This window comes from Sinorhizobium terangae, from assembly GCF_029714365.1.
GTDB classification, from domain to species: Bacteria; Pseudomonadota; Alphaproteobacteria; order Rhizobiales; family Rhizobiaceae; genus Sinorhizobium; species Sinorhizobium terangae.
This window is the reverse complement of the sequence record NZ_CP121660.1, coordinates 1,223,088-1,236,383: the sequence shown is the minus strand read 5'-3', so window position 1 is coordinate 1,236,383 and position 13,296 is coordinate 1,223,088. Positions and strand designations below refer to the sequence as shown.

Genomic DNA, 13,296 nt, shown 5'->3' with positions numbered 1-13,296 from the left:
CTCATGCGATCTTTCGTTCGGATGCGCCGCCAAGCGGCAGTAGGGAATAGACGGTAAACGGCGCGCCGCGATGGGACTCGACGAAAAGTGCAATGGTCGCAATGTCGAGTGGCCTGCCAGTGAATTCCTCGAAGGCGGCGGTAAGCGTCTCGCGCATCACTGGTTGCGTCTCCTTCGGCACCGGTCCCGTCAGCGTCAGGTGGAACTGAAATTCCTCAAAGACGTAAGGGTAACCCCATGTCGTAAGATATTCGCGCTGACGCCGCGTGAGCTTCTCCGGATTGCGGCGCGCGATATCGGCGTCCGACAGCGGCGCCCGGAACGGCTCGAAACGGCGAACGGCCTGTTCCGCCAGGCTTCGAAGCGGCGGGCAGTCTTCGGCCGGGACGAGCGCGAAAAACGGCCCGATCTGATGCAACACGATCCGTGGCACCTCGAACGCCTCGATCTCCGCCGCAAACTCATCGAAGGCGGCGAGCAGATCCGCTTCGCTCTTTCCCTCAGCGAGTTCGAACGGCGCCTTCAGCGTTCCGTGAAAACCGTATCGCCGCGGGTCCGCCGTCAATGCCATCTGGTTTTCGCGCCCGAGCGCCGGCACCTCCGGCCAGCTCAGTGCTCCGTCGACAAAGGCGTCGCGGCCAAGCCAATGGGCTGCGGTCTGCGTCAGCCGGTCATCGGCCGGCAGCGCGAAGTAGATTGCATAACGCACGAGTCTCACTTTCTGTGTCGCCCGGCCCGCCCTCCGGCGGGTCGATGTTCGCGGGGTGCGATGCGCAGCTAGCCGATTTGCATGACAAGATCATGATGACTTCGGTGCGAAACGCAAATCGGATCAGAGCGGGATGAGGAAGTGCGTGCGGTTTTCCGCCCGCATCCCGCTCCAATTTAATGTGCCTTTCGTCCCATCAGCCGCGAGCGGCACGCGTTCGAGATGTTGTCGAAAATGAAGACAACCATCAAGATCAGAAGCACCATATAGGCGACATTTTCCCAATCGGAGTTGGTGCGCATCGCCTCCCACAATTTGAGCCCGATGCCTCCGGCGCCGACGGCGCCGATGATCGTCGCCGAGCGGGTGTTCGATTCCCAGAAGTAGAGCGCCTGGCTGGCAAAGACCGGCAGCACCTGCGGCAGCACCCCGAAGCGCTGCACCGCGATTGGCGTCGCGCCGACGGATTTCACGCCTTCGCGCTGCTTGTCGTCGATGTTTTCAAGCGCCTCGGAATAGAGTTTGCCGAGCGTGCCGGTATCGGTGAAGAAGATCGCCGAGATGCCGGCGAGCGGACCGGGGCCGAAGGCGCGCGTGAAGAACAGCGCCCAGATGAACATGTCCACCGACCGCAGGAAATCGAAGAACCGCTTGGCGAGCTGGTTGGCGAAAAGGTTCGGCGTGATGTTGCGCGCGGCGAGGAAGCAGAGCGGAAAGGCGATCATCGATGCGAAGAGGGTGCCGACGAAAGCCATGACGACCGTCTGAAGCAGCTTGGTCCAGACGTCGAGATGCTGCCACTCCGCGTTGTAGAGAATGTTGTTCCAGGCAAGCGAAAGGTTGGAGCGTGCCGGATCGATCCGCTCTCCGGAGACAATTAGCGATGCCACTTCGCCATAGGGCTTTCCGAAGAACGGCGAGTGGGTATCGAAGAGGAAGTTCGCCCAGCCGAAGAACCGGTTGCGGATCGAGACTTCGTCACCCTCGACCTCGGCCCAGCCCGTCAAGCCGAAGGAGAGCGTGATCTTTTCTCCCGGCCGCTTTTGCATGGCCCAGCGGGGCAGGGGGCCTTGCGGCGTTACCGTATCCGCGCCGTCGACGGTCATCGTCAGCGTCTCACCGCCATGCGTCGCCTTTACCAAGCCGTCGCCGATCTCGATGCTTGTCGAACGATCGTAGGCAAAGAGTGCGCGAACCACGACTTCTTCGGTGCGGGTCTCGACGCGGTTTTCTGCTTGAGCGGTCTGGGCGCCGCCGAGCGCGGCATTCGGCGCCATGAAATTGAAGGATGAACTTGCCTTCGGTTTCGACGGCTGAGCAGCGGCCGGCGCCTCGATCGTACGGGTCACTGTCTTCTTCTCAAGCGTGACCCAATCGGGCATGGGATTGGCGCCGAGCGGCGAATTTCGCGCGTAGGAGACGGCCATAGTGCCATCGGCCGCGATCGCAATTTCCGGCCGGACCTCAAAGGACACCCAGTCGGCGAGATAGGTCCCGGCGATGCCCCAATTGGCATTGGCGAGCACGTGGCCGATCGAAAAGAACCACCAGCTGAAAACCAGGTAGAGCAGCACGCCGATGCCGATCAGCGCGGATTTCAGTCTCTTTCTGGAGGAGGACTGCAGCAGGTGCGGATGGCGGGCAGCGATTGCTTCCATTTCAAGGAGGCTCGGCTTGGTCGAGGCGGTCATGGTGCGCTCCTACTGGGCGAGCTGGAAGGCCTGATCGCCGACAAGGCGACGGCGGAGCCATGCTGAAAACTGGTCGACGGCGAAGATCGTCGTAAACAAGAGAATCACGATCGCGATCGTCTTCGCCTCATGATCCTGGCCGATCGCCAGGCGTAGCAACTCGCCGATACCGCCGCCGCCGACGGCGCCGATGATTGTCGAGGCGCGCACATTGATCTCGAGGCGAAGCAGGAAATAGCTGGTGAAATTCGGGAGAACCTGCGGAACGATGCCGAACCAGACCCGCTCGATCCAGTTGGCGCCAACGGCGCGCAAGCCTTCCTCCGGTTTCATGTCGGCGTTTTCGACGACCTCGAAGAACAACTTGCCAAGCGCGCCGATCGTGTGGATCGACACCGCCGCAATCGCGGGAATGGGGCCCAGCGACAGGATTGCCAGGAAGAAGCCGGCAATGACCACTTCGGGGAAGGCGCGCAGGATCTCCATCAGCCGGCGCACCGGGCCCCTGATCCAGGGATTGGGCATGAGATTTCGCGCGGCAAGGAACGAGAGAATGAAGCCGAAGAAGACGCCGATCACTGTCGAAAAGATGGCAATGTTCAGCGTCTCCAGCATCTTGTGAAAATATTCGGGGATGTAGAGGCTGTCGGTGAGGTAAAGCCGACCGTCCGGATAGTTGTACCTGAAGCTGCCGTCGTCATAGGGCGACGGCAAGTCGAACATGGCACGCACGATTTCCATGGCGTCGCGCGGGACCAGATCGCCGACAAAATCGAAGAAATGCGGCAGGCGATCAAAGAACTTGCCGGCGTTCGAATCGTTTGCGAACCAGAGCGAGGCGGATAGCGTCAGAGCGAGGAGCGCCAGGCCCAGGAAGGTGTAAAGCCGGCGGCGGGCATTGAGTTCCTGCCAGTGGCGCTCCACCAGGGCGCCGCTCTCGCTCAGTTGTCGGGAAAGCACGGAAGTGGCCATGGGGTTTCCGGCGGAGCCGGCCTCTTGAGGTGGGTGCCTGTGGCAGTCCCGGACAATCAAATGCCGGCCGCTTGCGCGGCCGGCTGGAATATGAAGGGTTTGGCGATCAGCCGCCGATCGTTGCCTTGCGAGCGTCGATGATCGGCTTGTAGAAGTCGGCATTGACTTCGGTGTAGCCGATGAAATCACCGCCCTGGATAGCCGAGAAGCAGGCGGCATCGGTCTTCGGCAGGTCCATCATGAACTGCTTGAACTTCGCCTTCATGTCGTCGTTCATCGTGGTGCGCACGACGATCGGGCCGTTCGGGATCAACGGCGACTTCCAGAGTTCGACGAGGTCGTTCATGTCAACGATACCCTTGTCGGCCATCTTGCGCAGGTTGCCGGAGGTGTAGCCGTCCTTGAACTCGCCGATGCCCGAACCGAAGGTCGTGCCGGCATCGAAGGTGCCCTTGACGACTTCGAGAACGAGGTTCTCGTGACCGCCGCCGAAGCCGGTTTCACCGAAGAATTCCTTGACCGGTGCGCCGATCGCTTCCGGAAGCGTTACGAGCGGGATGAGGTAGCCGGAGGTCGAGTCCGGATCAGCGAAGCCGAGCTTCTTGCCCTTGAGGTCTTCGAGCTTGGTGATGCCGGAATCCTTGCGGGCAACCATGATCGAGTGGTAGCCGGTGGAGCCATCGGTCTGGACCGTCGTCAGGATCGGCTCGACGGCATCCGCCTTGGCGAGGTAGATCTTGGCGTAGCCGGAAGCGCCGAGTTCTGCGTAATCGAGCGTACCGCCGAGCAGGCCCTGGATGACGCCGTCATAGTCGGCGGCCGGGAACAACGAGACCTTTTCGACGCCGATTGCGGTCGGGAGCTTGTCGACCAGGCACTGGAAGTTGCGCAGGCGGTCGGCTTCGTTCTCGCCGCCAAGAATGCCGATGCGGAATTCCTTCAGATCTTCGGCCTGAGCGTGGCCGACGAGGGCGAGGAGCGCAACAGCGCCCAACAGAGCTTTCTTCAACATAAGGTTTGTCTCCCGTTTTCCGGCATTGCCGGATCGATATCGGTTGCAAAGAGGTGCCCTTCACGCGGGCTTTCGATCGTGGCGGGTCGTCACAGACCGGCCAATGCCAGCGGCTTGAGGCCAGCCGATGCGGTTTTTTCCTGCGGCAGTGCCGCGGGAATGTTGATGCTTGTCGAGGTCATCGATTCTTCGATCGTGGTGTCTGCACCGTAGATCTCGGCGACGGCTGCGGCGGTCAGGTCCTTCGGTTGTCCGTCGAAGACGACGCGCCCATGCGCCATGCCGATGATCCGCTCGCAATAGCTCCGCGCCGTGTCGAGCGTGTGCAGGTTGGTGATGACGGTGATACCGTCGCGCTCGTTGATGTCGCGCAGCGCGTCCATGACGATCTTGGCGTTGAGCGGGTCGAGCGAGGCGATCGGCTCATCGGCCAGGAGCACCTTCGGCTGCTGCATCAGGGCGCGGGCGATCGCGACGCGCTGCTGCTGGCCGCCGGAAAGCGTGCCGGCCGGCTGCAATGCCGTCTGCTCGATGCCGAGGCGTTCGAGCGCACCGATCGCCATGATCCGCTCTTCGCGCGTGAACATGTTGAGGACGCTGAGCGCGGTCGAGCGGTGGTTGAGGCGGCCGAGCAGGACGTTGGTCAAGACGTCGAGACGCGGCACGAGGTTGAACTGCTGGAAGATCATGGCGCAGTCGCGCTGCCAGTTGCGCAGCGCCGCGCCGCGGAGCGCGGAGACTTCCGTGCCTGCGAATTCGATCGAGCCGGACGAGAGGTCAACCAGACGGTTGATCATGCGCAGCAGCGTCGATTTGCCGGCACCGGAGCGGCCGATGATACCGACCATCTGGCCCTGGGGGATGTCGAAGGTAACCGAGCTGACGGCTGTTTTCGTGCCGAACCGGCGGGTTACATTCTTCAACTGAAACATTGGCAGCAGTTCCTTTTTAGGGGGACCGGTCATCGGTATGACACCTGCCATAGCGGCGCTTGATGAACGCCAAATGTCAGTTTCTTGTCGTTTCTGTAACAGTTCACAGTCGGAAGCAGGCGTGGCTCTTCAATGCAGTCTGAACCGATCCACAAGCCACCGCCGCCGGTCCGAGGCCGCGCCCCTCGTTCCAGATCACGAATGTTGGTTGGTGACGTTCAATGGGTGCCCCCGATCTGGACATGCTCGCCGCGCCAACGCCAAAGACTGTTCCCTGGCCGCACATATGGGATAGGCACCGGCAAGCAGCCGTATGGGGAGAGAGCCGTGCTCGAGATGCCCTGAGGCACGGTGGAAGGGCTCGCGTGGATACCGGCTTGCAAGCTCGGAAACTTGGTACCCTTTGATGGAACGAACGAGCGTTCCCCCGGTTGCTATCGTTGTCGAGGATGGCAGCAGGCGGAGGATCGCCATGAAAGATCAAGGCAAGCAGCCGATGCAGCACCATGACACGGCAGCCCACCATTACCTGATGTTCGCCGTCAACATGGTGGTCAGTCTGGTCGTCATGTACTTCGTGATGTTCTCCATGATCGACGGGTGGACGGATTTCCGCAATAACCTCAACACGCTCTACATGGCGCTGACGATGGTCGCTCCGATGGGCATCATCATGCTGGCGACCATGGGCGGGATGTACAGAAACAGGGGACTGAACGTCGGCCTTTATCTCGGCCTGATTGCCCTCTTCGTTGTGGCGTTTGCGGGAACGCGCACGCAGGCTCTGATCGACGACCGTCAGTTCATCGCCTCCATGATCCCGCATCATTCGGGAGCGATCCTGATGTGTCGCGAAGCATACCTCACGGACGAGGAACTGGTCGACCTGTGCAATCAAATCTCCCAAGCGCAGCGCAAGGAAATCGAGCAAATGAACGCGATCAGAGCGAGATTGGGCAAATCCGGCTGATCGACGAGCGGCGCCGGCACGACCAGCCAATCAACTCCGATCCGCTCGTTGGCCATTTTCCCGCTTGACCTTGCCATCGTTGGAACCCTTACACCGATAGCCAGCATCGCACCGATGGCTCGACCGGGCTCGCTGTGATGCCGTGTGACAGGCGCGAGCCATACGAACCGACAATTGACAACTTAGGGACCGATGTTAGTCCTGCTAGGCATGGGTATGTTTCGAATCACATTGCACAAGATGCTGGTTCTGATCCGCTTGGTGATTGTCGTGTCACTGGCGGGATACTCGGTGCCGACCGTCTCCGCCGCCATGCATGGGGCTTGGTCCGATCTCGAAATCTCCCAGTCCGACCACCAGCACCACGAAGTCGCGAGCGGCGACCACGTGCACGGCGATCACGACCAGTCCTCCCCTGACGACGCCCATAAACTGGCGAAGACCGACTGCTGCCAAGGCTTCTGTATCAGCATGGCCATCGTGACCGACGCTGACGCGGTCGGCGGCCCGCGTGTCGCTACCATCCGCAAGTTCATCGACGATGCCCGGGCCATAGGCGAACTCCCGCAGCTGCACCGCCCTCCGAATATCTGAGTACGGCACACCCGTCCTCGCGGGTCGAATCCGTGCGTCTGTGAGCGCGTGATTTGCGCTTCAAGCGCCGTTGCAATTCCCATTCGGATATAACCATGAAACCCTTGTTTTTCGTGGTCGCACTGCCGCTGTTTGCCGGCGGATGCGCTGCCACATTGCCTCCCGATGTCATTGCTTCGGGCGATCTTGCCGCCTCCCAGGCCGAAGTCCGCCCCCTCAGGTATACGAGCCCGGTCTCGGGCTACACCCATCGTGTCCCGGTCGATCCCAAACCGTGGCGCAACCAGAATGACGCGCAATCTCCGGAAGGAGACGCGTCATGATCAGAAACAACTTGAAACTGGCGGCAGTGCTGAGCCTTCCGCTGGTGCTCGGCGGCTGTGTGTCGGCCACCGAGTACGCAGCGAAGAATGCCGGATTCTCCTCCGTCGAGGGAAAGACGGTGGCGGCCATCGGTAAGCAGACGGTCTGGGTGCAAAACCAGGAGCAGGCCCGCGCCGTCTCCAACCGGGTGAAGACGCTGATGGCCAAGAAGACGATCGACGTCGAGACGGCGGTGCAGGTCGCGCTTCTGAACAACAAGGGGCTGCAGGCCGCCTATGCCGACCTCGGCGACTCCGCCGCAGACGCCTGGCAGTCGACCATGTTCGTCAACCCGACGGTCGCAATCGGCTTCAACGGCATAGGAGCGCCGGGGATCGAGGCGTTCAGGTCCGTAGAAGGCGTGGTTGCCGACAACCTCTTGGTGCTCGCCACCCGCGAACGCGACATTGCCCTCGCCGACACCCGCTTCCGGCAGGCGCAGTTGAACGCGGCGCTGCGCACGCTGCAACTCGCCGGTGATACCCGTCGCGCCTGGATCAAAGCCGTCGCCGCCTGGGAAACGGTCGGCCAGCTCAACCAGGCGGAGGCAGCGGCCGACGCTGCCTCAGAGCTTGCCCAAAAGCTCGGCGAGACCGGGGCGATGACCAAGGGCTCACAGGCCCGCGAGCACGTCTTCTATGCCGAGCTGGCGGGGCAATCCGCCAAGGCGCGCCTGGAGGCCCGGCTTGCCAAGGAGGAGCTGACGCGGCTGATGGGGCTCTGGGGTTCGGACATCGACTATCAGGTTCCGAACCGGCTGCCCACCCTGCCGAAGGGCCTGATGAAGGGCGACCTGATCGAGGCGGAGGCGCTGCAGCGCCGCGTCGATCTGCAGATGGCGAAGCTCGATCTCGAAGCGACGGCCAAGTCCTACAAGCTGACCGAAGCGACCCGCTACGTCACCGACCTCGAACTCCTGACCGGCTTCGAGGCCGAACGGGAGAAGGAGGACGGGAACGTTGAGACAGAGACGGCCGGCCAGGCGGAACTCGAGTTCGTCATCCCGATCTTCGACAGCGGCAAGGCCCGGATGCGCAAGGCGGAACTCGCCTATATGCGGTCGGCGAACCTGCTCGCTGAGAAGGCGGTTAACGTCCGCTCGGAGGCGCGCTCCGCCTACCAGGCGTACCGCGCCAACTACGACATCGCCCGGCACTACCGCAACAGCGTCGTGCCGCTGCGCACCAAGATCGAGGAGGAATCCCTCCTCACCTACAACGCGATGATCACCAACACCTTCGAACTGCTCGCCGACAGCCGCGACAAGGTCAATTCGATCCTGCTCGCGGTCAATGCCAAGCGCGACTTCTGGCTGGCCGAGGCCAATCTTGCGCCGGCGATCTATGGCGGCGGCACAAGAGCGGCCTCCGGCGAAATGGAAGTCGCGGCAGCCGCTGAGAGCGGCGGTGGCGGTCACTGAGAAAGGAACAGGCAATGTTCAACAGAAGACAATTGCTCGGCGCGGGCGCCGCGCTCGTTTCGACCGCCGCCTGGGCGAAGACCTCCAATATGGGGCTGCCCGAGGCGGCGGTGATGGAGACGGCGGAGACGCAAGCCCCGGTCAAGCCGACGTCCGGCCCCGACTACAACCCCGTCGTCACGCTCAACGGCTGGACGCTGCCGTACCGGATGAACAACGGCGTCAAGGAGTTCCATCTCGTCGCCGAACCGGTCGAGCGTGAAATGGCGGAAGGCATGACCGCCTATCTCTGGGGCTATAACGGCCAGTCGCCGGGTCCGACGATAGAGGCGGTCGAAGGCGACCGGGTTCGTATCTTCGTCACCAACAAGTTGCCGGAACATACGACGGTCCACTGGCACGGCATGATCCTGCCCTCCGGCATGGATGGCGTCGGCGGCCTCACGCAGCCGCATATCCCGGTCGGCAAGACCTTCGTCTACGAGTTCGACCTCGTGAAGTCCGGCACCTTCATGTACCACCCGCATTCCGATGAGATGGTGCAGATGGCGATGGGGATGATGGGCTTCTTCGTCGTGCATCCCAAGGACCCGAAGTTCATGCCAGTCGACCGCGACTTCGTCTTCCTTCTCAACGCCTACGACATCGATCCCGGCTCCTACGTGCCCCGCGTCATGGAGATGACCGACTTCAACATGTGGTGCTGGAACAGCCGCGTATTCCCGGACATCAGCCCGCTCGTCGTTTCCAAGAACGACCGGGTGCGCGTCAGGGTCGGCAATCTCACCATGACCAACCACCCGATCCACATGCACGGCTACGACTTCGAGGTCACTTGCACCGACGGCGGCTGGGTGCGGCCGGAGGCGCGCTGGCCGGAAGTCAGCATCGACATTCCAGTGGGCGCGATGCGCGCCTACGAGTTCGATGCCAGATACGTCGGCGATTGGGCGATCCATTGCCACAAGTCGCACCACGCGATGAACGCCATGGGGCACGACATCCCGACCTTCATCGGCGTCGACAAGAAGAAGGTCGCCGAGAAGATCAAGAAGCTCCAGCCGGAATACATGCCGATGGGCACCAAGGGCATGGCCGACATGGGCGAGATGGAAATGGAAATCCCCGAGAACACCGTGCCGATGATGACCGGCTGGGGGGCGCACGGACCCATCGAAATGGGCGGCATGTTCTCTGTCGTCAAGGTGCGCGATGGCATCTCGGCGGGCGATTACTCCGACCCCGGCTGGTACGAAAACCCACCCGGAACCCAGGCCTGGGAATGGACGGGCGAACTTCCCGACGCGACCAGGCCCACAGACGCAAAGACCCGGATCACGCCGAAGCATACGAATCATGGCTGATCCCGCATGCCGATCTTAAACCAACCCAAGGACCACACGATGAAAGCTGCAATCTTCGGACTTCTCGCCGTCGCGCTCACCACCCCGGCGCTCGCCTCCGGCGATCACGCCGGTGGCCACGGCGAAGCGATGGCCGTCGGCGAGCCGGGCAAGAAGGCCAACGCCACTCAGACGATCCGGGTGACGATGAAGGAGACCGACGACGGCGAGATGATCTTCACGCCCTCGACCTTCAAGGTCTACAGGGGCCAGACCATCGTCTTCGCGATCCAGAACCTTGGCGAACTCGACCACGAGTTCGTGCTCGACCAGGAGGACAGGATCATGGAGCACAGGGCCGCGATGGAGAAGTTCCCGGAGATGGAACATGACGATCCGAATGCGATCCGCCTCGCCGCCGGAGAGTCCGGCGAGGTCATCTGGAAATTCACCAACGGCGGCACGTTCAAGATCGCCTGCCTGGTCCCCGGTCACTACGACGCGGGCATGCATGGCGACGTCATTGTCGCCGGAAAATAATCATTCGAAAGGAGCATGACATGAAAACGCTGATCAAACTCGCCCTCGCCTCCGCCCTCGCGCTCGGTACTGCCTCCGGCGCTCTCGCCGCCGAGTTCACCAAAGGTACCGTCAAGAAGGTCGACGCAAAGGCCAGGAAGGTCACCCTCATCCATGAGGAACTGAAGTCCCTCGACATGCCCGCGATGACGATGGTCTTTCGCGTTCAGGACGACGCCCTCCTGGAGAAGCTGAAGGAAGGCGCGAACATCGAGTTCGTCGCCGAGCGCGTAGACGGAAAGCTTACCGTTACGGAAGTCAAGTAAAAGCGAAAGGACGCGGCTGTAACTTGGTCGCGTCCTTTCATCCTCCGGGCGGACCGGGAAAACCCAGCCTACGCGTGTCGATATGACGTCTTCGCTTCATCCTGCATGGGACTTCGCAAGAGAAATCCGCTCGATCCTCCTACGGTTCGTTGCCTTCGCTATCCTGCTCGCCAACCTCCTGCTTGCCGGCAACGAGGAGGGCGAAGGCGCGCGCCTTGTCGTAGTCGTCAGCTATTTCATCATCAGCGTCGCCGCGATCACGACCGCGCGATATATCCCCGGTCGCTCCCGGCTCAAGACGCTGTTTGTCGTTCTCGACGCCCTGCTGGTCGCACTGATCCTCTACGGGCACATCCTGACCGAACCGGTCGCCTGGAACCACAACCTGACGACGACGAGCCTGGTCGTCGCCTTCATCCTGCTCGTCCAAGTCGGCCTGAGGCTCGACCGCCGTCTGGTGCTCGTGTTCTCGACCATCGTCCTTATCGCCTGGGTGTCCATGCTGGTGATCACGGCCGTCAGGCATCACAACACGGCCGATGCCGTGTCGCGGCTTGCATGGCTTCTCAATCAGGATCTTGGCCTGACCGTGAGCTTTGGATTCACCGCCTTTGCGATATACCTGTTTGCCCGGGATCACGACCGGACGCGCAAGGAGGCGCTGAAGGCGGATCAGCGGCGCCTCAATCTCTCGCGCTTCTTCTCGCCGCTCATCGTTTCGGAACTACAGGAGCGCGGCGAGGCTCTTGGCTGGAGCGCCGGAACGCCGCCATCATGTTCGTCGATTTGCGCGACTTTACCAGCCTCGCCGAAACCGTGCCCGCCCGCGAGCTGGCGTCCGTGCTCGCGGAATATCGGCAGCTCGTTTCCCACACAATCTTCGGCTATGGCGGAACGGTCGACAAGTTCATCGGCGACGGCGTCATGGCGGTGTTCGGACAGCCGCGGCCCACGGAAGACGACGCGGACCGCGCGCTCGCATGTGCGCTCGAGTTGGTCGAGGCATTGAACGAGTGGAGGGACCACGGCGTCCGCAACGGCTATCCGGCACTCGATGCTGCGATTGGGCTGCATTTCGGCGCTGTCGTCGGCGGCGTCCTCGACAGCGGATGCCACAGCGAGTTCACAGTGATCGGCGACGCGGTGAACGTCGCGCAACGCCTTGAAACCCTGGCCAAATCGCTCGACTCCCCTCTTGTGGTCTCGTCGGAACTGCTGGCGCGGCTGCGAAAAACGGTTCCCTGCGCCATATGGTTTCCGAAGAACGGTGTTTCGCTGCCTGGGGAGGCGGCTTCCTATCGATATCTGGTATCTGCGCCGGGAATCCGGTGTCGCGGGCACAAGTGATCCAGATTACGACACGGGACGCGTGCACACTGCCTTCTAGAGATCGTCTTTCCAGTCGGTCCCGGAAAGACCTCTGCATGCGCGCTGCAAAGCGGCGGAAACAGACGCCGGTGATGGGAACATAGCTGCCGTTCAGGGATTGGGTGGAAGCTCTCGGAGACTTGACGATGCGCGATACAATGTCGCTCGCGCAGGACTGGCCGTTGACTTTGGCGGCCGCAGCGACGCTGTTCATGGTCTGCGCATGCTGGTTCTTGACAATGCCGGTAGCCAGCTTCGAATCCACCGGATCGACCTTGACGGAGGGGAGTGCATCGCGTGGCGAGATCATCTTTGCTGCGGGAGGATGTGCCTCCTGTCACGCGACGCCGGGACAGCCGGACCCGCTGAAACTCGGCGGCGGCCTTGCCCTCGCATCGCCCTTCGGGACGTTCAGGGTGCCCAACATTTCGCCCGATCCCGTTGACGGCATAGGATCGTGGTCCGTCGCTGATCTGGCAAACGCGTTGATCAGTGGCGTCTCACCGGAGGGCAGGCACTACTACCCGGCGTTTCCCTACCCAAGTTACACCGGCATGCGGCCTGATGATGTCAGGGACCTCTATGCATACCTCCAGACGCTACCGCGCGTTTCGGGTCGGGCACCGCCGCACGACCTCTTCCTCTTTTTCCGCATCCGCCGCTTCGTCGGCTTCTGGAAGCTCCTGTTCTTTCGAGAAGGTAAGTCAGAGGCGATGCTAAACGAGGATCCCGTTCACGACAGGGGTGCCTATCTGGTCGAAGCGCTTGCTCATTGCGCCGACTGTCACTCGACGCGCAACATCTTCGGCGCGATAAGGCCGACCACTCGCTTTGCCGGCGGGCCGGATCTGGAGGGGACCGGTTTCGTGCCCAACATAACGCCAGCGCGGATCGGCGGCTGGTCCGAGGGGGAGCTCGCCGAAATGTTGAAGAGCGGCAGGACGCCCAATCATGGGAGAGTGGGATCGTCGATGCGCGATGTCGTCGCCAACACATCGCAACTGCCCGAAAGCGATCGTATAGCTATCGCCAGGTACATCAAATCACTGCCAGCTCGCCCAACGCCGCATCCTTGAG

Annotated in this window: 13 protein-coding genes and 1 pseudogene; 9 read left to right on the top strand and 5 right to left on the bottom strand. The window is 61.9% G+C overall.

The window, feature by feature from the left end:
- Window position 1: 1 nt before the first annotated feature.
- The 5 genes from QA637_RS24435 to phnC all read right to left on the bottom strand — a co-directional run bounded on the left by QA637_RS24435 (window position 2) and on the right by phnC (window position 5,316).
- Complete coding sequence (locus tag QA637_RS24435) at window positions 2-709, bottom strand: DUF1045 domain-containing protein (RefSeq protein WP_283065238.1); 708 nt, start codon at window positions 707-709, stop codon at window positions 2-4.
- 176 nt (window positions 710-885) lie between these two features.
- Complete coding sequence (gene phnE, locus QA637_RS24430; RefSeq protein WP_283065236.1) at window positions 886-2,400, bottom strand: phosphonate ABC transporter, permease protein PhnE; 1,515 nt, start codon at window positions 2,398-2,400, stop codon at window positions 886-888.
- Between the two features lie 9 nt (window positions 2,401-2,409).
- On the bottom strand, window positions 2,410-3,372 hold the full coding sequence (gene phnE / locus QA637_RS24425) for a phosphonate ABC transporter, permease protein PhnE (protein WP_283065234.1): 963 nt from the start codon (window positions 3,370-3,372) through the stop codon (window positions 2,410-2,412).
- Between the two features lie 106 nt (window positions 3,373-3,478).
- Window positions 3,479-4,384 (bottom strand): phosphonate ABC transporter substrate-binding protein, encoded by a 906-nt coding sequence (phnD, locus tag QA637_RS24420; RefSeq protein ID WP_283065232.1) that lies wholly within the window; start codon window positions 4,382-4,384, stop codon window positions 3,479-3,481.
- An 89-nt stretch (window positions 4,385-4,473) separates the two neighbouring features.
- The gene (phnC, locus tag QA637_RS24415) at window positions 4,474-5,316 is read right to left on the bottom strand and encodes a phosphonate ABC transporter ATP-binding protein (RefSeq protein WP_283065230.1); all 843 of its coding nucleotides are present in this window, start codon (window positions 5,314-5,316) and stop codon (window positions 4,474-4,476) included.
- A 472-nt stretch (window positions 5,317-5,788) separates the two neighbouring features.
- Between phnC and QA637_RS24410 the strand changes: the two genes are divergently transcribed.
- The 9 genes and pseudogenes from QA637_RS24410 to QA637_RS24370 all read left to right on the top strand — a co-directional run bounded on the left by QA637_RS24410 (window position 5,789) and on the right by QA637_RS24370 (window position 13,295).
- On the top strand, window positions 5,789-6,286 hold the full coding sequence (locus QA637_RS24410) for a DUF305 domain-containing protein (protein ID WP_283065228.1): 498 nt from the start codon (window positions 5,789-5,791) through the stop codon (window positions 6,284-6,286).
- A gap of 210 nt (window positions 6,287-6,496) precedes the next feature.
- On the top strand, window positions 6,497-6,880 hold the full coding sequence (locus tag QA637_RS24405) for a hypothetical protein (RefSeq protein ID WP_283067331.1): 384 nt from the start codon (window positions 6,497-6,499) through the stop codon (window positions 6,878-6,880).
- 95 nt (window positions 6,881-6,975) lie between these two features.
- On the top strand, window positions 6,976-7,203 hold the full coding sequence (locus QA637_RS24400) for a hypothetical protein (protein WP_283065226.1): 228 nt from the start codon (window positions 6,976-6,978) through the stop codon (window positions 7,201-7,203).
- Window positions 7,200-8,663 (top strand): TolC family protein, encoded by a 1,464-nt coding sequence (locus tag QA637_RS24395; RefSeq protein WP_283065225.1) that lies wholly within the window; start codon window positions 7,200-7,202, stop codon window positions 8,661-8,663. The genes QA637_RS24400 and QA637_RS24395 overlap by 4 nt, the downstream gene beginning before the upstream one ends.
- Before the next feature lie 14 nt (window positions 8,664-8,677).
- Entirely contained in the window at window positions 8,678-10,027 is a 1,350-nt protein-coding gene (locus tag QA637_RS24390; RefSeq protein ID WP_283065223.1) for a multicopper oxidase family protein, read from the top strand.
- 39 nt (window positions 10,028-10,066) lie between these two features.
- Entirely contained in the window at window positions 10,067-10,546 is a 480-nt protein-coding gene (locus QA637_RS24385; RefSeq protein WP_153437418.1) for a cupredoxin domain-containing protein, read from the top strand.
- 20 nt (window positions 10,547-10,566) lie between these two features.
- Window positions 10,567-10,851, top strand: a complete 285-nt coding sequence (locus tag QA637_RS24380; protein ID WP_153437419.1) for a copper-binding protein — start codon at window positions 10,567-10,569, stop codon at window positions 10,849-10,851.
- 82 nt (window positions 10,852-10,933) lie between these two features.
- Window positions 10,934-12,238: pseudogene (locus QA637_RS24375) on the top strand (adenylate/guanylate cyclase domain-containing protein).
- Between the two features lie 127 nt (window positions 12,239-12,365).
- Window positions 12,366-13,295: a c-type cytochrome gene (locus QA637_RS24370; RefSeq protein ID WP_380787039.1), complete on the top strand. Its 930-nt coding sequence runs from the start codon at window positions 12,366-12,368 to the stop codon at window positions 13,293-13,295.
- Window position 13,296 lies beyond the last annotated feature (1 nt).